Annotated in this window: 15 protein-coding genes; 10 read left to right on the top strand and 5 right to left on the bottom strand. The window is 72.0% G+C overall.

All coding sequences use genetic code 11. The annotated features are described in order from the left end of the window. Nucleotides 1–248: 248 nt before the first annotated feature. The 5 genes from ACZ64A_RS19195 (at nt 249) to ACZ64A_RS19175 (ending at nt 7,050) form a co-directional block, all read left to right on the top strand. Nucleotides 249–1,445: a sensor histidine kinase gene (locus tag ACZ64A_RS19195; RefSeq protein WP_469811579.1), complete on the top strand. Its 1,197-nt coding sequence runs from the start codon at nt 249–251 to the stop codon at nt 1,443–1,445. A 165-nt stretch (nt 1,446–1,610) separates the two neighbouring features. After that, nucleotides 1,611–2,948: a sensor histidine kinase gene (locus ACZ64A_RS19190; RefSeq protein ID WP_469811578.1), complete on the top strand. Its 1,338-nt coding sequence runs from the start codon at nt 1,611–1,613 to the stop codon at nt 2,946–2,948. A gap of 188 nt (nt 2,949–3,136) precedes the next feature. Next, entirely contained in the window at nt 3,137–3,796 is a 660-nt protein-coding gene (locus ACZ64A_RS19185; protein ID WP_469811904.1) for a LuxR C-terminal-related transcriptional regulator, read from the top strand. Between the two features lie 274 nt (nt 3,797–4,070). Further along, nucleotides 4,071–5,999, top strand: coding sequence for a 2-oxoacid:acceptor oxidoreductase subunit alpha (locus ACZ64A_RS19180; RefSeq protein ID WP_469811577.1), 1,929 nt, complete (start codon nt 4,071–4,073; stop codon nt 5,997–5,999). Continuing rightward, nucleotides 5,992–7,050, top strand: coding sequence for a 2-oxoacid:ferredoxin oxidoreductase subunit beta (locus ACZ64A_RS19175; RefSeq protein ID WP_469811576.1), 1,059 nt, complete (start codon nt 5,992–5,994; stop codon nt 7,048–7,050). The genes ACZ64A_RS19180 and ACZ64A_RS19175 overlap by 8 nt, the downstream gene beginning before the upstream one ends. Nucleotides 7,051–7,062: 12 nt before the next feature. Here ACZ64A_RS19175 and ACZ64A_RS19170 read toward each other — a convergent pair whose 3' ends face one another. After that, the gene (locus ACZ64A_RS19170; protein ID WP_469811575.1) at nt 7,063–7,470 is read right to left on the bottom strand and encodes a winged helix-turn-helix transcriptional regulator; all 408 of its coding nucleotides are present in this window, start codon (nt 7,468–7,470) and stop codon (nt 7,063–7,065) included. 102 nt (nt 7,471–7,572) lie between these two features. On the opposite strand from ACZ64A_RS19170, the gene ACZ64A_RS19165 reads away from it, so the two are divergent. Further along, complete coding sequence (locus ACZ64A_RS19165) at nt 7,573–8,427, top strand: SDR family oxidoreductase (RefSeq protein WP_469811573.1); 855 nt, start codon at nt 7,573–7,575, stop codon at nt 8,425–8,427. A 129-nt stretch (nt 8,428–8,556) separates the two neighbouring features. Further along, on the top strand, nt 8,557–9,633 hold the full coding sequence (rarD, locus tag ACZ64A_RS19160; RefSeq protein WP_469811572.1) for an EamA family transporter RarD: 1,077 nt from the start codon (nt 8,557–8,559) through the stop codon (nt 9,631–9,633). Between the two features lie 209 nt (nt 9,634–9,842). On the opposite strand, the gene ACZ64A_RS19155 is transcribed toward rarD, so the two are convergent. Further along, complete coding sequence (locus tag ACZ64A_RS19155; RefSeq protein ID WP_469811571.1) at nt 9,843–10,493, bottom strand: CGNR zinc finger domain-containing protein; 651 nt, start codon at nt 10,491–10,493, stop codon at nt 9,843–9,845. A gap of 21 nt (nt 10,494–10,514) precedes the next feature. On the opposite strand from ACZ64A_RS19155, the gene ACZ64A_RS19150 reads away from it, so the two are divergent. Both ACZ64A_RS19150 and ACZ64A_RS19145 read left to right on the top strand, forming a co-directional pair. After that, entirely contained in the window at nt 10,515–10,982 is a 468-nt protein-coding gene (locus tag ACZ64A_RS19150) for a VOC family protein (protein ID WP_469811569.1), read from the top strand. A 158-nt stretch (nt 10,983–11,140) separates the two neighbouring features. Continuing rightward, nucleotides 11,141–12,088, top strand: a complete 948-nt coding sequence (locus ACZ64A_RS19145; protein WP_469811568.1) for a M28 family metallopeptidase — start codon at nt 11,141–11,143, stop codon at nt 12,086–12,088. A gap of 32 nt (nt 12,089–12,120) precedes the next feature. Here ACZ64A_RS19145 and ACZ64A_RS19140 read toward each other — a convergent pair whose 3' ends face one another. Then, nucleotides 12,121–13,269 carry a tetratricopeptide repeat protein gene (locus ACZ64A_RS19140; protein WP_469811567.1) on the bottom strand — a complete coding sequence of 383 codons (1,149 nt, stop codon included), beginning with the start codon at nt 13,267–13,269 and terminating at the stop codon, nt 12,121–12,123. Between the two features lie 298 nt (nt 13,270–13,567). On the opposite strand from ACZ64A_RS19140, the gene ACZ64A_RS19135 reads away from it, so the two are divergent. Then, a complete protein-coding gene (locus ACZ64A_RS19135) occupies nt 13,568–14,152 on the top strand; it encodes a flavodoxin family protein (RefSeq protein ID WP_469811566.1) in 585 nt (194 codons plus the stop codon). A 4-nt stretch (nt 14,153–14,156) separates the two neighbouring features. Here the strand turns inward: ACZ64A_RS19135 and ACZ64A_RS19130 are convergent, their stop codons facing one another. After that, nucleotides 14,157–15,155 (bottom strand): ABC transporter permease, encoded by a 999-nt coding sequence (locus tag ACZ64A_RS19130; protein WP_469811565.1) that lies wholly within the window; start codon nt 15,153–15,155, stop codon nt 14,157–14,159. Continuing rightward, nucleotides 15,142–16,116, bottom strand: coding sequence for an ABC transporter ATP-binding protein (locus ACZ64A_RS19125; RefSeq protein WP_469811564.1), 975 nt, complete (start codon nt 16,114–16,116; stop codon nt 15,142–15,144). Before ACZ64A_RS19125 ends, ACZ64A_RS19130 begins: the two co-directional genes overlap by 14 nt. Nucleotides 16,117–16,141: the final 25 nt, after the last annotated feature.

Genomic DNA, 16,141 nt, shown 5'->3' with positions numbered 1-16,141 from the left:
ACGTCCGTCTCCTCGCTCCCTGGCTTCGCGTTTCTCGGCTTTCGACGACCACCGAGAGGTGTTCGACGATCTGTACGCACGGGAGTCTAGGCCCTGATAAAGAGGCGGTAAGCAGCCCGTCACACCTTGAGACGCGCGGCACGGGGCAGGCTGGGGGGCGCGCTGGGGCCGGGGTGGGGTTTTCCCCACCGGGGCGAGGCCGGGCGACCTCATGGCGCGGCGCGGCGGCGCGCGGCACGCTAGCCCATATGACCGCAACCGACCCCGCCCGCCGGCCGGCCGACGACGACCGTCCGCCACCGGCCCGCCTCGCCTTTGACGCGCACACCTGGAAGGAGATCGCCCATCTTCTGGCGAACCTTCCGCTGACGCTGATCGGCTTCGTCTACGTCATGACCGTGCTGCTGGTGAGCGGCACGCTGACGATCACCGTGATCGGCTTCCCGCTGCTGGCGCTGGCCCTGATGGGCGCGCGGCTGCTGGGACGGTTCGAACGGGCCCGGGCGCGGGCGCTGCTCGGGGTGCGGGTCGAGGAGCCGAGCCGGCTGCCGCTGCACCGCGCGGACGGTGTCCTCGGCCGGATGTGGATGGTGCTGAAGGACTCGGTTGCCTGGCGGACCGCGCTGTACGACCTGGTCAGGCTGCCGTGGGGCATCGTGACCTTCGTGGTGACGCTGACCTCGCTGTTCGTGCTGTGGCCGGTGCTGCCGTTCCTGGCGCGCGGGATGAGCAACGTGGACCGGGCGATGGTGCGCGGGCTGCTGTCGCCGTCGGACGAGCTGGAGCGCCGTATCGCGGAGCTGGAGTCGGACCGCGGGGTGGTCGTGGACACGGCGGCGGCCGATCTGCGGCGCATCGAGCGTGATCTGCACGACGGGGCGCAGGCCCGGCTGGTCAATCTGGCGATGGGACTGGGCCTGGCGAAGGAGAAGCTGCTGGAGGGCCAGGCCGACGAGCACGTGGCCGCGATGGTCGACGAGGCGCACGGCGAGGTGAAGCTGGCGCTTCAGGAGCTGCGCGATCTGGCCCGCGGCATCCATCCGGCGGTGCTGACCGACCGCGGTCTGGACGCGGCGCTGTCGTCCGTGGCGTCGCGGTGCACGGTGCCGGTGAAGGTGACCGCCGAACTGCCTTCGCGGCCGGCCGCCGCGATCGAGGGCATCGCCTATTTCACGGTGTCCGAGCTGCTGCAGAACATCAGCAAGCACAGTGGTGCGCGGTCGGCCACGGTGGAGGTGTGGCGGTCCGACGACCGGCTGCTGATCCAGGTGTGGGACGACGGGCGGGGCGGCGCGTCGCCGGACCGCGGCACCGGGATGCGGGGGCTGGCGGAGCGGCTGGACGCCGTGGACGGCCTGTTCGTCGTGGACTCCCCGCCCGGCGGCCCGACGACGGTCACGGCGGAGCTGCCGTGGCGCGACCGGGCGGAGGACGCCCGCGCCTGAGGCCGCCCCCTCCTGACCCGCCGGAGTTCCCGAGGTGGGGAAAACCCCCCGTCCAAGAGGCCGACGGCCTCCATGGTCCGTCGGCCCGCGACGCAGCAGGCTGGACGCAGATGACGGGGCGTGCAGCCGGACGGCGGCCACGAGCAGAAACGGACGGACACACCGATGGCCATGCAGTATCAGGAGCACTACCGGCCGGGGTACGACGACGGCTCCGGCCGGCACCGGATGCCCGCGGCGCTGCGGGCGCCGTTCGAGGGCCGCAGCTGGCGGGAGCTGGGATATGTGCTGCTGGGCCTGCCGATCGGGATCGTGCTGTTCGTCTTCGCGGTCACGATGCTCTCGCTCGGGGCCGGCCTGCTGGTGACGTTCCTCGGCGTCCCGGTGCTGGCCGCCGCGCTCGCCGGCTGCCGTGGCTTCGGCGCGCTGGAACGGGCGCGGGCGCGCGGGCTGCTCGGCCTGGAGGTGGCCGAGCCGGAGCCGCTGCGGACCCGCAAGAGCGGCCTGATGGGCTGGATCGGGGCCGTCCTCAAGAGCGGCGCGTCCTGGCGGCATCTGCTGTACGCCGTGGTGCAGTTCCCGTGGGCGGTGTTCTCCTTCTGCGTGGCGCTGGCGTTCTGGGCGTACGGCTGGGCGATGCTGACGTACCCGCTGTGGTTCTGGGTCTTCCCGATGTACGCCGGACAGGGCGGCCTGCAGCTGTACGGCGACGAGCACCACCGGATCTACATCGACAACCCGTTCGAGATCACCGTGACGGTGCTGGTGGGGGCCCTCTTCACGATGGCCACACCGTGGATCGTGCGGGCGCTGACGACGGTGGACCGGCTGCTGGTGCTCGGGCTGCTCGGCCCGTCACGGCTGGGCGCGCGGGTGGTGGAGCTGGAGTCGGACCGCGGGGTGGTCGTGGACACGGCGGCGGCGGACCTGCGCCGCATCGAGCGTGATCTGCACGACGGGGCGCAGGCCCGGCTGGTCAACCTGGCCATGGATCTGGGGCTGGCGAAGGAGAAGCTGCGGGACGACCCGCGGGCGGCCGCGCGGATGGTGGACGAGGCGCACGGTGAGGTGAAGACGGCTCTGCAGGAGCTGCGGGACCTGGCGCGCGGCATCCACCCGGCGGTGCTGACCGACCGCGGCCTGGACGCGGCGCTGTCCGCGGTGGCCTCCCGCTCGGCGGTGCCGGTGCGGGTGGAGGTGGACCTGCCGTCGCGGCCGGTCCCCGCGATCGAGGGCATCGCCTACTTCACGGTCTGCGAGCTGCTGCAGAACGTCGGCAAGCACAGCGGGGCGCGGTCCGCGACGGTGGACGTGTGGCGCTCGGAGGACCGTCTGATGCTCCAGGTCACGGACGACGGCACCGGCGGCGCGGCCCCCGGCCCCGGCTCCGGCCTCACCGGCCTCGCCGAACGCCTCGACGCGGTCGACGGCATCCTCATCGTCGACTCCCCGCCCGGCGGCCCGACCCGCGTCACGGCGGAACTCCCCTGGCGAACCCACTGAACCCACTCAACCGACTCAACCGACTCACGCCGCACCCGGCCTCCGTTTCCTGGCCCCGGCCCCGCCCCGGCCGAAAGCCGCCACCCTTCCCCCCTCTCCCTGCTCCCGGGGCCGCGGCGCGCCCGCGATGATGGAATGCTTGGGCTGTTGTCGCGCAGTGTGGGGGGAACGGCGTCGTGGAGGTCAGGGTGCGGGTGGTCATCGCCGAGGATTCGGTGCTGCTGCGGGAAGGGCTGACGCGGCTGCTCACCGACCGCGGGCACGACGTCGTCGCCGGTGTGGGGGACGCCGAGGCGCTGGTGAAGACCATCGCCGAGCTGGACGCGGAGGGCGCGCTGCCCGACGTCGTCGTCGCGGACGTACGGATGCCTCCCACCCACACCGACGAGGGCGTGCGGGCCGCCGTACAGCTGCGCAAGGCGCATCCCGGGCTCGGGGTGCTGGTGCTGTCGCAGTACGTCGAGGAGCGGTACGCCACCGAGCTGCTGGCCGGTTCGAGCCGTGGCGTCGGCTATCTGCTCAAGGACCGTGTGGCCGAGGTGCGCGAGTTCGTGGACGCGGTGGTGCGCGTCGCCGACGGCGGTACGGCCCTCGACCCCGAGGTCGTCGCCCAGTTGCTGGGCCGCTCCCGCAAGCAGGACGTCCTCGCCGGGCTCACCCCGAGGGAGCGGGAGGTCCTCGGACTGATGGCCGAGGGGCGTACGAATTCGGCCATCGCCAAGCAGCTCGTCGTCAGTGACGGCGCGGTCGAGAAGCACGTCAGCAACATCTTCCTCAAACTCGGCCTGTCCCCGAGCGAGGGTGACCACCGCCGGGTGCTCGCCGTGCTGACGTATCTGAACTCCTGAGCTCTTGAGCTCTTGGCCCGTCGGCGAAGCTTTTGGCCCATCGGCCTTGAACTCCTGAACTCTGGACTCCTGAGCTTCTGAGCGCCGCGCCGGGACAGGGGCACCCCTGGGGGAACCCGGAGCGATGACGAGCACGGCTCGCGGCGGCGGCAGGGCGGTCGAGTGACCACCATGGTGAAACTCAAGGGAAGGCGACCCTTACAGACGTAGGGTTGATCTGGGAGGCCCGTGGGTGGGCCGCTCCCGACAGCCGCCTCGAGGGAGGTCCAGTTCAGTGACCAGTCAGGTCAGCAGCCCAGCGGAGCAGGCCGACACCACCGTCGTAGGAGAGCAGCGCAGACCGGCCGGGGGAAAGGACGTCCGCCGGCTGGACCGGGTGATCATCCGGTTCGCGGGGGACTCGGGTGACGGCATGCAGCTCACGGGCGACCGGTTCACCTCGGAGACCGCGTCGTTCGGCAACGACCTCTCGACCCTGCCGAACTTCCCGGCCGAGATCCGGGCGCCCGCCGGCACCCTGCCCGGCGTCTCCAGCTTCCAGCTGCACTTCGCCGACCACGACATCCTCACCCCGGGCGACGCGCCGAACGTGCTGGTGGCGATGAACCCGGCCGCCCTGAAGGCGAACATCGGCGACATGCCGCGCGGTGCGGAGATCATCGTCAACACCGACGAGTTCACCAAACGGGCCATGCAGAAGGTCGGCTACGACTCCAACCCGCTGGAAGACGGCTCGCTGGACGGCTACAGCCTGCACCCGGTGCCGCTGACCACGCTGACGGTGGAGGCGCTGAAGGAGTTCGAGCTCTCCCGCAAGGAGGCCGAGCGCAGCAAGAACATGTTCGCGCTGGGGCTGCTGTCGTGGATGTACCACCGCCCGACCGAGGGCACCGAGAAGTTCCTGCGCACCAAGTTCGCGAAGAAGCCGGAGATCGCCGAGGCGAACATCGCCGCCTTCCGGGCGGGCTGGAACTTCGGTGAGACGACCGAGGACTTCGCGGTCTCCTACGAGGTCGCGCCGGCGGCGACGGCGTTCCCGCCCGGCCTGTACCGCAACATCTCCGGCAACCTGGCCCTCGCCTACGGCCTGATCACCGCCTCCCGCCAGGCCGACCTGCCGCTGTTCCTCGGCTCGTACCCGATCACCCCGGCCTCGGACATCCTGCACGAGCTGAGCCGGCACAAGAACTTCGGTGTGCGCACCTTCCAGGCCGAGGACGAGATCGCCGGCATCGGCGCCGCCCTGGGCGCGGCGTTCGGCGGTTCGCTGGCCGTGACGACGACCTCCGGTCCGGGTGTGGCGCTCAAGAGCGAGACGATCGGCCTCGCGGTGTCGCTGGAGCTGCCGCTGCTGATCGTGGACATCCAGCGCGGCGGCCCCTCCACCGGTCTGCCGACCAAGACCGAGCAGGCGGACCTGCTGCAGGCGATGTACGGCCGCAACGGCGAGGCGCCGGTGCCCGTCGTCGCGCCGAAGACACCCGCCGACTGCTTCGACGCCGCGCTGGAGGCCGCGCGGATCGCGCTGCTCTACCGCACCCCGGTGTTCCTGCTCTCGGACGGCTACCTGGCCAACGGCAGCGAGCCCTGGCGGATCCCCGAGGTGGACGGCCTGCCGGACCTGCGGGTGCAGTTCGCGCAGGGCCCGAACCACACCCTGGACAACGGCACCGAGGTCTTCTGGCCCTACAAGCGCGACCCGCACACCCTGGCCCGGCCGTGGGCGGTGCCGGGCACGCCGGGTCTGGAGCACCGGATCGGCGGCATCGAGAAGCAGGACGGCACCGGGAACATCTCCTACGACCCGGCCAACCACGACTTCATGGTCCGCACCCGGCAGGCCAAGGTCGACGGCATCGAGATCCCGGACCTCGAGGTCGACGACCCGCAGCAGGCGCGCACGCTGGTGCTGGGCTGGGGTTCGACGTACGGCCCGATCACGGCGGCGGTACGGCGGCTGCGGACGGCCGGCGAGGCGATCGCACAGGCGCACCTGCGTCACCTCAACCCCTTCCCGCGCAACCTCGGCGAGGTCCTGAAGGCCTACGACAAGGTCGTGATCCCCGAGATGAACCTCGGCCAGCTCGCCACCCTGATCCGGGCGAGGTACCTGGTCGACGCCCGTTCCCACACCCAGGTCAACGGCATGCCGTTCAAGGCGGAGAGGCTCGCCGCGGCGCTGAAGGAGGCCATCCATGACTGACGCCGACACGCTGCTTCAGCTGGTCCCCAAGGCCGAGGCCAAGCAGACGATGAAGGACTTCAAGTCGGACCAGGAGGTGCGCTGGTGCCCGGGCTGCGGCGACTACGCGATCCTGGCGGCGGTGCAGGGCTTCATGCCCGAACTGGGTCTGGCCCGGGAGAACATCGTCTTCGTCTCCGGCATCGGCTGCTCCTCCCGCTTCCCGTACTACATGAACACCTACGGGATGCACTCCATCCACGGCCGCGCCCCGGCCATCGCGACCGGCCTGGCCACCTCGCGCCGGGATCTGTCGGTGTGGGTGGTGACCGGTGACGGTGACGCGCTGTCCATCGGCGGCAACCACCTCATCCACGCCCTGCGGCGCAACGTCAACCTCAAGATCCTGCTGTTCAACAACCGGATCTACGGTCTGACCAAGGGCCAGTACAGCCCGACCTCCGAGCTCGGCAAGATCACCAAGTCGACGCCGATGGGTTCCCTGGACGCCCCCTTCAACCCGGTGTCGCTGGCGCTCGGCGCGGAGGCGTCCTTCGTCGCCCGGACCATCGACTCCGACCGCAAGCACCTCACGGAGGTCCTGCGGCAGGCGGCCGCCCACCCGGGCACCGCGCTGATCGAGATCTACCAGAACTGCAACATCTTCAACGACGGCGCCTTCGACGCCCTGAAGGACCAGCAGCAGGCCGCCGAGGCCCTGATGCGCCTGGAGCACGGGCAGCCCATCCGCCTCGGCACCGACGGCGAGCGCGGGGTCGTACGGGATGCGCGGACCGGTGATCTGCGGGTGGTGGACGTGACGCCGGAGAACGAGGCCGACGTCCTCGTCCACGACGCCCACGCCGCCTCCCCGACCACGGCCTTCGCGCTGTCCCGGCTCGCCGACCCGGACACCCTGCACCACACGCCGATCGGCGTGTTCCGCTCCGTCGAGCGGCCGGTCTACGACACCCTCATGGCCGACCAGCTCGACACCGCGGTCGAACAGCGCGGCAAGGGCGACCTCGCCGCGCTCCTCGCCGGCGGCGACACCTGGACGGTCGTCGGCTGACGCCGCCTTCCCTCACGAGGCCCGGGACGACGACGAAGCGTCCCGGGCCTCGTCGTATGCCGTGCGGGCGCGTTCCACGTCCGGCATGCGCCGCTCCGTCCACTGGGTCAGTGCGCGGACCTGCTCGGCGGCCTCCCGGCCCAGTGCGGTCAGGGAGTAGTCGACGCGGGGCGGGATGACCGGCCGGGCGTCGCGGTGGACCAGTCCGTCGCGCTCCAGGGTCTGCAGGGTCTGGGTGAGCATCTTCTCGCTGACCGTCCGGCCGACGCGGCTCACCTCGCGGCGCAGCTCGCTGAACCGGTAGGAGCGCTCCAGCAACGCGATCAGGACGAGCACGCCCCACCGGCTGGTGACGTGCTCCAGGACGAGCCGGTAGGGACACATCGCCTCGGCGTCGGAGCCCACTGCACTTACCGTCATGCCAGTACCTTACTTCAAAGTGGGTACTTTCCAAAAGTTAGCGCAATCCGTACGGTGGGTGTCAGACAACGGAGAAGTCACCCCCCGAGGAGAGCGCAGACCATGAGCATCGTCGTCACCGGAGCCACCGGACACCTCGGCCGCCACGTCGTGGAGCAGCTGCTCGACAAGGTCCCGGCCGACCAGGTCACCGCCGTCGTACGCACCCCGGAGAAGGCCGCCGACCTCGCCGAACGCGGCGTGCGCCTCGCGATCGCCGACTACAACACCCCGCAGACCTTCGAGGGCCTCTTCGCGGCCGGCGACAAGGTGCTGCTGATCTCCGGCAACGAGTTCGACAAGGGCCGGACCGGCCAGCACCAGGTCGTCATCGACGCCGCCAGGGCCGCGGGCGTCGCCCTGCTCGCCTACACCAGCGCCCCGGGCAGCCTCACCGCCGCGCTCGCCGACGACCACCGGGCCACCGAGGAGGCGCTGCTCGCCTCGGGCCTGCCCTACGTGCTGCTGCGCAACGGCTGGTACCACGAGAACTACACGGAGAACCTGGCCCCGGTCCTGGAGCACCGCGCCGTCGTCGCGGCGGCCGGCAAGGGGCGCGTGTCCTCGGCCTCGCGCGCCGACTACGCGGCCGCCGCCGTCGCCGTACTGACCGGCGAGGGTCACGAGAACAAGACGTACGAGCTGGGCGGTGACACCGCGTGGAGCTTCGCCGAGTACGCGGCCGAGCTGAGCCGGCAGACCGGTGAGGAGATCGTCTACAACCCGGTCACCCCCGAGGCGCTCACCTCCGTCCTGACCGGCGCAGGGCTGCCCGAGCCGCTCGCCGCCGTCTTCGCCGGGGTCGACGTCTCCATCGAGAAGGGCGAGCTGGAGGTCACCTCCGGCGACCTGTCCCGCCTGACCGGCCGCCCCACCACCCCGCTGGCCGAGGCGATCACCGCCGCACTGAAGGGCTGAACGGCCGAGCGCAGGACCGCGTAGTCTCACCCGCCCGCGCTGTCATGACCGTATGGCGATACGGACATGACAGGCGGGCGGCGCGGCGTTACCTTCGTGGAGGCATGTGCAGAGGCGAAGGAGGAGCCCGTGGGCGGGACGTCGAAGGGTGAGCAGCGCATAGGCCTGCTGAACGGCTTCGCTGCGTATGGGATGTGGGGGCTGTTCCCCCTCTTCTTCCCGCTGCTGGAGCCCGCCGGCGCCGGCGAGGTGCTCGCCCACCGGATGCTGTGGTCCTTCGTCGTCGTCGCCGCGGTGCTGGCCGTCATGCGACGCCGGCGGTGGGCCGGCGAGCTGCTGCGCCAGCCCCGCCGGCTGGCCCTCGTCGCGGTCGCCGCGGGCGTCATCAGCATCAACTGGGGCGTCTACATCTGGGCCGTGAACAGCGGCCATGTCGTCGAGGCCTCGCTCGGCTACTTCATCAACCCGCTGGTCACCATCGCCATGGGCGTGCTGCTGCTCGGCGAGCGGCTGCGTCCGGCCCAGTGGGCCGCCGTCGGCGTCGGCCTGGCCGCCGTGATCGTCCTGACCGTCGGCTACGGCCGGCCGCCGTGGATCTCGCTGATCCTCGCCTTCTCCTTCGCCACGTACGGCCTGATGAAGAAGAAGGTGAACCTCGGCGGCGTGGAGTCGCTGGCCGCCGAGACCGCGATCCAGTTCCTGCCCGCGCTCGGCTATCTGCTGTGGCTGACCGCGCAGGGGCACTCGACGTTCACCACCGAGGGCCCGGGCCACACCGCGCTGCTCGCCTCCACCGGCGTGGTCACCGCGATCCCGCTGGTCTGCTTCGGCGCGGCCGCGATCCGCGTGCCGCTGTCCACGCTGGGGCTGCTGCAGTACCTCGCCCCGGTCTTCCAGTTCCTGTGCGGAGTGCTCTACTTCCACGAGGCCATGCCGCCCGAGCGCTGGGCGGGCTTCGCCCTCGTCTGGCTGGCCCTGATCCTCCTCACCGCCGACAGCCTCCGCACCGCCCGCCGCACGGCCCGCCTCCGCACGACCCTCGCGGCGGCGACCCAAGCGACGACGCCCGACACGGCGACGGCCGAAGCCCCGACGGCCGCTTCCACGGCGGCCGAACCCGCGGCGGGCGGCTCCGCGGCGGCCGGGCTTCCGGCCATCGAATCCCCGACCACCGGGGCCCCGGCGGCGCCTCGCGTGGAGGCGTAGTCCGGCGTACGCCCGCCGGGGCTAGGGCCTGTCGTTTGGATCATCCCGGCGTCGCGGGGTCTGGCACGCACTCCCCCTAGCTCTTCGAGCAGGGGGGACCCCCACCGCGTTGGCGCCCTCCTCCGCCTTGCAGCTGCACGCACCAGACCCCGCTCGGGTCGGCCGAGACGCACCGCAACTCGAGGCCGGCCTGATCCAAACGACAGACCCTAGCCGGCCGGCCGGTCGGCGCGGGCCCGGTGGGCGCGGACCTTCTCGCGGTTGCCGCAGTGTTCCATCGCGCACCAGCGGCGGCGACCCGGGCGCGAGGTGTCGACGAAGAGCAGATGGCAGTCGTGGGCGCCGCACTCGCGGACGCGGTCCGCGTACGGGCCGCTGAACAGGTCGATCGCGTCGCGGGCGACCGTGGACAACAGCTGCGCGCCGCTCGCGCCCGGCGCCCATGCGCGCGTGCCGTCCGGGCCGAGCCGGGCCACCAGCGACGGCCGCGCGGCCGCCTCGTTCAGCGTCGCCACCAGATCCGGGCGCAGCGGGCGTCCGTGCGCGCGGTCGGCGGTGAGCAGGAAGAGCGCGTCGCGCACCTCGCGGGCCCGGACCAGCTCGGCGTCCGTGACCCGCAGGTCGAGCCCCTGCGGGAGCCGGCTGCGTGCGGCCCAGGCGACCAGGTCGGCAGGGGTGTGCAGCGTCTCGTACCGGGCGAAGGCGCCCGGCCCGCCGGTGGTGAGCAGCTCCAGGCACAGCGCGCCGGGGTCGAAGCGGTAGGGCCGGCCGTCGTAGGTGTGCAGGACCAGCCCCGGGGGGCCGCTCGCACGGGCGGAAAGACCGGCCGGTTCCGGCGATTCCGTTGCACGCTCACTCATGTAACCATTATTACTGGTTACATGACCACGACGGCACCGGCTCCGGTGCACTTCAAGATCGTCATCGACGCCGCCGACCCGCACACGCAGGCCGACTTCTGGGCCGCCGCGCTGCACTACACGGTGGAGGACAACGCCGCGCTCATCGAGCAGCTGCTCGCCGCGGGGGCGCTGCCGGGCGCGGCCACCGTGGAGTACCACGGCCGCCCCGCCTTCCGGGACCTCGTCGCCGTACGCCATCCGCAGGACCCGTACGACCCGCACAGCGGTACCGGGCTGGGGCGGCGGCTGCTGTTCCAGCGGGTGCCGGAGCCGAAGACCGTGAAGAACCGGCTCCACCTCGACCTGCACCCGGGCGACGGGCGGCGCGCGGACGAGGTGGAGCGACTGAAGGCGCTCGGCGCGAGCGTGCTGCGCGAGGTGAACGAGCCGAGCGGGCAGTGGGTGGTGATGGCGGACCCGGAGGGCAACGAGTTCTGCGTGCACTGAGCGGAGGGGTCCGCGTGCACCGGGCGTGGGGCTCCCGCGCGGGTCCGGTGAATGATCCGGAATGCGAACAGCAGTGTCCGGATTGTGCTCTTGACGGAGCGTCAGCATCAGCTTCACCATCGGGCACCCCATTCCTCAAGGAATTCGGAGCCCCCCACATGAACCTCTCCGTTTCCGCGCGGGCGACGGCCGCTGCCGTCGTCGCCGGCGCCACCCTGGTCGCCACCGGCTCCATAGCCGGGGCGGCGCCCGCCCCCACCGCGGTCGCCGCCGCTCCCGACATCCCCGTCGCGGGCGTCAAGGCCCACCTCGCCCAGCTGCAGTCCATCGCCACCGCCAACGGCGGCAACCGGGCGCACGGCCGCGCCGGGTACAAGGCCTCCCTCGACTATGTGAAGGCCAAGCTGGACGCGGCCGGCTTCACCACCACCGTCCAGCAGTTCACCTCCTCCGGCCGCACCGGCTACAACCTGATCGCCGACTGGCCCGGCGGCGACACGGGCAAGGTCCTCATGACCGGGGCCCACCTCGACAGCGTGACCGCAGGCCCCGGCATCGACGACAACGGCTCAGGCTCCGCCGCCATCCTGGAGACCGCGCTCACCGTCGCACGGACCGGCTACCACCCCGCCAAGCATCTGCGTTTCGCCTGGTGGGGCGCCGAGGAGCTGGGCATGGTCGGCTCGCGCTACTACGTCGGCAGACTGTCCTCGGCCGACCGCGCCCGCATCACCGGTTACCTGAACTTCGACATGATCGGCTCGCCGAACCCCGGGTACTTCGTCTACGACGACGACCCGGCCCTCGAGAAGACCTTCAAGGACTACTACGCCGGCCTCGGCATCGCCACCGAGCCCGAGACCGAGGGCGACGGCCGCTCCGACCACGCCCCCTTCAAGAACGCCGGCGTACCGGTGGGCGGGCTGTTCAGCGGCGCCGACTACATCAAGACGTCGGCCCAGGCCGCCAAGTGGGGCGGCACCGCCGGGCAGGCCTTCGACCGCTGCTACCACTCGTCGTGCGACACGACGGCCAACATCGACGACACGGCACTGGACCGCAACAGCGACGCCATCGCGTACGCGGTGTGGACGCTGTCGTCGTGACGCTGCCGTCGTGACCTCCTGCTGAGCAGTCGTCAGTCGCCGTCGGCGGCACGGGCGGCGAGGCGGGCGGTGAGCCGGTCCATGCGGGCGCGGGCCGACCGGAGCTCCTCGGCGTCGTCGGCGGCGGGGCCGCTCTCGGCGGCGAGTGCGGCCCACAGGGCGATCAGCTCGCCGCCCAGGCTGAGGCCCTGCCGCGGGTCGCGCACCGCACGCCACGCGGTGGCCGCGCTGTGGACATTGCCGTAGGCGGCCTCCGCGTCCTGCTTGCGGCGGTGGATGCCGGCCAGGTCGAGGGAGATCCGGAAGGCACGCTCGGGTTCTCCGGCCAGGTAGGCGATGTAGGCGGTCAGTTCGCGCAGCCGGAGCACCTCCGGGTGCTCCGGCCCCAACGTGGCCGTCGCCTCGGCCACGGTCTCCTCGGCCAGCTCCGCCGCGGCATCCGTCCGTCCGGACCGCACGGCCTCGTTCACCCGCGCGACCCGCCCGGCCGGCAGCGCGGACGCGGCACCGCCCCTGGCGGACGGCACATCCTCCAGTACGGCCTCGGCGATGGCATCGAACCCCCGGGCGGGCGTGGGCTTCGCCTCGGCGGCGGCTTCGGCGAGGGCGATGTAGGTGTAGGGGTCGGGGGTCTGGGTCGAGGTCGGGGCGGGGGGTGCGGTCGGGGCGGGCTCCGGGGCCGTGACGGCTTCCGGGGCCGGGGCCGCGGGTTCCTGCGGAGCAGCGTCGGCTATGGCGGCTGCCGGACGCGCCGCTGGCGGGGACATCTCGGGCGGCGGCCCGAAGACCCCCTGGGGTGCGGCGACCGCGCCGGGGACGGCCGCGTCCCGGTGGAGCCCGGGGACCGCACGCAGCGGCACCGTCCGGGGCGCCTGCGGCTGTGGCTGCGGCTGGGGCTGTGAGGTCAGGTGGCTGGAGCCGTCCGGGTCCACGCGCAGGGGGACGACGTACCCGAGGCGTTCGTCGTGGATCGTGGCGAGGACGGAGTGGCCGTCGGCGCGGGCCAGGCGGTGCAGGTGGGCGAGGACGGCGTCCTGGGCCTCCTCGCCGGGCGCCACCGGAAGCGGCACACCGGCGATCCAGGCTCCGGCCCGGGCCACCGCACGGCCTCCCTCGTCCACGAACGAGCCGTCCACCGCGACACGGACCTCCAGCGTCTTCACGCGGCTGAGTCGAGTCATCGCTTCCCTCACTCCCGATGCGTCACTCGGACTCGACGGCGAGCCGGCGGACGGCACAAGCGTTTTCATGGTGCTCCGGGGCAACACAACCCTGTCGAACACGCACTGTCGAGTCTCGTTCCTCGCTCCCCGTGCACAGGTCACCACCCCGTCACAGACTCGTCCCGACTTCCGGCCCCCGGCAGGCTCCCCACCCGGGCCCCGGGCCCCCGGGCCCAGCGGACCCACCGGGATTAAATGCGCACGCATACAACGTTGACGCCTTCTGATCGCCGTAACCGAGTGCCAAGGGGATGCCATGACCCGCCGTTTCCTGTTCGTGCTGGGCAGCAGCCGCGACGACGGCAACACCGAACTGCTCGCCCGCAAGGCCGCCGAGCAGCTGCCCGAGGACGTGGAACAGGAGTGGATCAGCCTCGCGAAGCACCCGCTGCCCGACTTCACCGACCTGCGCCACGACAGCGACCACGCCCGGCCCACCGGGGACAACACCGCGCTGCTGCTCGACGCCACGCTCGCCGCGACGGATCTCGTGATCGCCTCACCGCTGTACTGGTACTCGGTCTCCGCCCACACCAAGCGCTATCTGGACCACTGGTCGGGCTGGCTGCGCACCCCCGGCCTGGACTTCAAGTCCCGGATGGCCGGGCGCACCCTGTGGGGCGTGACCGCGCTCGCGCACCGCGAGGAGGAGGTCGCCGACCCGCTCGTCGGCACGCTCAACAACTCCGCCGCCTACCTGGGGATGCGGTTCGGCGGGGTCCTCCTCGGCAACGGCAGCCGCCCCGGCGACGTCCTGGCCGACCACGCGGCGCTGACCCGCGCGAAGACCTTCTTCGCCGGCGAGGCACCGCTCGCCCGCTTCCCGTACGAGCGGGCTTGAGCCGCTAGACGGTGATGTCCTTCGCGGTGAAACGGGCCCACGCCGCCGAACCGAACACGGCGGCGTACAGGCCCTGCAGACCGAGGTTCTTCACCAGGTCGTCCCAGTAGACCGGTTCGCGCATCAGGTCGGCGAAGGACAGCCAGTAGTGCGGGAAGAGATACGGCTGGATCGCGTGCAGTTGCGGGAACTGGTCCAGGATCTGCACGGTGATCAGCAGCCCGACGGTCGTCGCCATCGCCGCGATACCGCTGTTGGTGAGCGTGGAGACGAACAGTCCGAGCGCCGCCACCCCGGTCAGGGACGCGGCGACGACCAGTGCGATCAGCAGGGCCCGCCCCAGCCCCTCCGTGAAACCGATCCTGGTGCCGGAGATGGTCGTCAGATCGCCGAGCGGGAAGAGCAGCGCCCCGACCAGCAACGCGGACACCGCGACGACGAGAGTGGCGAGCACACAGAACGCCATCACCGTCGTGTACTTGGCGAGCAGCAGCCGGGTACGCCCGGCCGGCGCGACCAGGAGGTAGCGCAGGGTGCCCGCGCTCGCCTCGCCGGCGATGGCGTCGCCCGCGATCACACCGACCGCCATCGGCAGGAAGAACGGCAGGGTCGCGGCCAGCGCGGTGAAGACGAGGAACAGGCCGTTGTTGGTCACCTGGGAGATGAACGCCGGTCCCCCGCCGCCCCCGGACCCCGACGACGAACCGTCTGTCTCGATCCGCACGGCGATCCCGACCAGGACGGGCACCGCGGCCAGCACACCGAGCAGCGCGAGCGTGCGCCAGCGCCGCAGGGTGACCAGCAGTTCGCTGCGGAAGAGTCCCAGGGTCCACAGGGGCCGCACCGCCCGGGCCGTCCCGGCTGCGGAGTCACCGGCGGTGGCCCTGGCCGCGGAGGCCCCGGTCCCCGTGGTCCCGGCCGCGGAGGCCCCCGTCCCCGTGGTCCCGGCCGCGGAGGCCCCGGTTCCCGTGGTCCCGGTGGCGGTGCTGTCATCCCGCGACATCGAAGCCCTCCCCCGTCAGCGCCACGAACGCGTCCTCCAGCGAGGCCCGTTCCACGCCGAAGCCCCGCACCCGTATGCCCGCCGCGACCAACGCGGCGTTGAGGTCGGCCGGTTCCGACTCCGGCGGTTCACCCGTCACCCGGTCCTCCGCCACGACGACATCCGCGACGCCCTGCTCCTTCAGCACCCGGGCCGCGTCGGAGACGTCCGGCGTCACGACCACCAGCCGGCCGCGCGCCCGCGCCGCCAGGTCGGCGACCGCGCCCTGCACGAGGAGCCGCCCGCGCGCCATCACCGCGGCGTGCGTGCAGACCTGTTCGATCTCGTCGAGGAGGTGCGAGGAGAGGAAGACGGTCGTGCCGTCCGAGGCCAGCTCCCGCACGATCGAGCGGATCTCCCGCATGCCCTGCGGGTCGAGCCCGTTGGTCGGCTCGTCCAGCACGAGCAGGCGGCGGGGCTGGAGCAGGGCGGCGGCGAGCCCCAGCCGCTGCTTCATCCCGAGCGAGTACGCCCTCGCCTTCTTCCCGGCGGCCGCCGTCAGCCCCACCCGCTCCAGCGCCGTGGCGACGCGGGTACGCCGGGTGCGCGGGTCGGCGGTCGGGTCGGCGGCGTCGTAGCGCAGCAGGTTGTCCCGGCCGGAGAGGAAGCCGTACAGCGCGGGTCCTTCGATCAGTGCGCCCACCTGTGGCAGCACCGAGCGGGCGGCCCGGGGCATCGGCTGCCCGAGGACGCGCGCGGCACCGGAGGTGGGCTCGATCAGGCCCATCAGCATCCGGATGGTCGTGGTCTTGCCCGATCCGTTCGGGCCGAGGAAGCCGAAGACGCTGCCCGCCGGCACGGTCAGGTCCAGGCCGTCCACGGCGAGCTGCCCGCCGCGGTAGCGCTTGGTGAGGGCGCGGGTGTGGATGACGTACTCGTCCTCCGGCCCCTGCTCACCCCGTGCGGCGGGCGCGTCGTCCATCGGCTCCCCGATCGTTTCCCGTCTC

This window comes from Streptomyces sp. NPDC104814, assembly GCF_055583185.1.
This window is presented reverse-complemented; position numbering and strand designations above follow the sequence as displayed.

Coding starts and splice junctions, on each gene's coding strand:
- ACZ64A_RS19145 (WP_469811568.1), top strand. CDS start 11,141: ATGAACCTCTCCGTTTCCGCGCGGGCGACGGCCGCTGCCGTCGTCGCC.
- ACZ64A_RS19190 (WP_469811578.1), top strand. CDS start 1,611: ATGGCCATGCAGTATCAGGAGCACTACCGGCCGGGGTACGACGACGGC.
- ACZ64A_RS19155 (WP_469811571.1), bottom strand. CDS start 10,493: ATGAGTGAGCGTGCAACGGAATCGCCGGAACCGGCCGGTCTTTCCGCC.
- ACZ64A_RS19175 (WP_469811576.1), top strand. CDS start 5,992: ATGACTGACGCCGACACGCTGCTTCAGCTGGTCCCCAAGGCCGAGGCC.
- ACZ64A_RS19125 (WP_469811564.1), bottom strand. CDS start 16,116: ATGGACGACGCGCCCGCCGCACGGGGTGAGCAGGGGCCGGAGGACGAG.
- ACZ64A_RS19140 (WP_469811567.1), bottom strand. CDS start 13,269: ATGACTCGACTCAGCCGCGTGAAGACGCTGGAGGTCCGTGTCGCGGTG.
- ACZ64A_RS19150 (WP_469811569.1), top strand. CDS start 10,515: ATGACCACGACGGCACCGGCTCCGGTGCACTTCAAGATCGTCATCGAC.
- ACZ64A_RS19130 (WP_469811565.1), bottom strand. CDS start 15,155: ATGTCGCGGGATGACAGCACCGCCACCGGGACCACGGGAACCGGGGCC.
- ACZ64A_RS19165 (WP_469811573.1), top strand. CDS start 7,573: ATGAGCATCGTCGTCACCGGAGCCACCGGACACCTCGGCCGCCACGTC.
- ACZ64A_RS19170 (WP_469811575.1), bottom strand. CDS start 7,470: ATGACGGTAAGTGCAGTGGGCTCCGACGCCGAGGCGATGTGTCCCTAC.
- ACZ64A_RS19195 (WP_469811579.1), top strand. CDS start 249: ATGACCGCAACCGACCCCGCCCGCCGGCCGGCCGACGACGACCGTCCG.
- ACZ64A_RS19135 (WP_469811566.1), top strand. CDS start 13,568: ATGACCCGCCGTTTCCTGTTCGTGCTGGGCAGCAGCCGCGACGACGGC.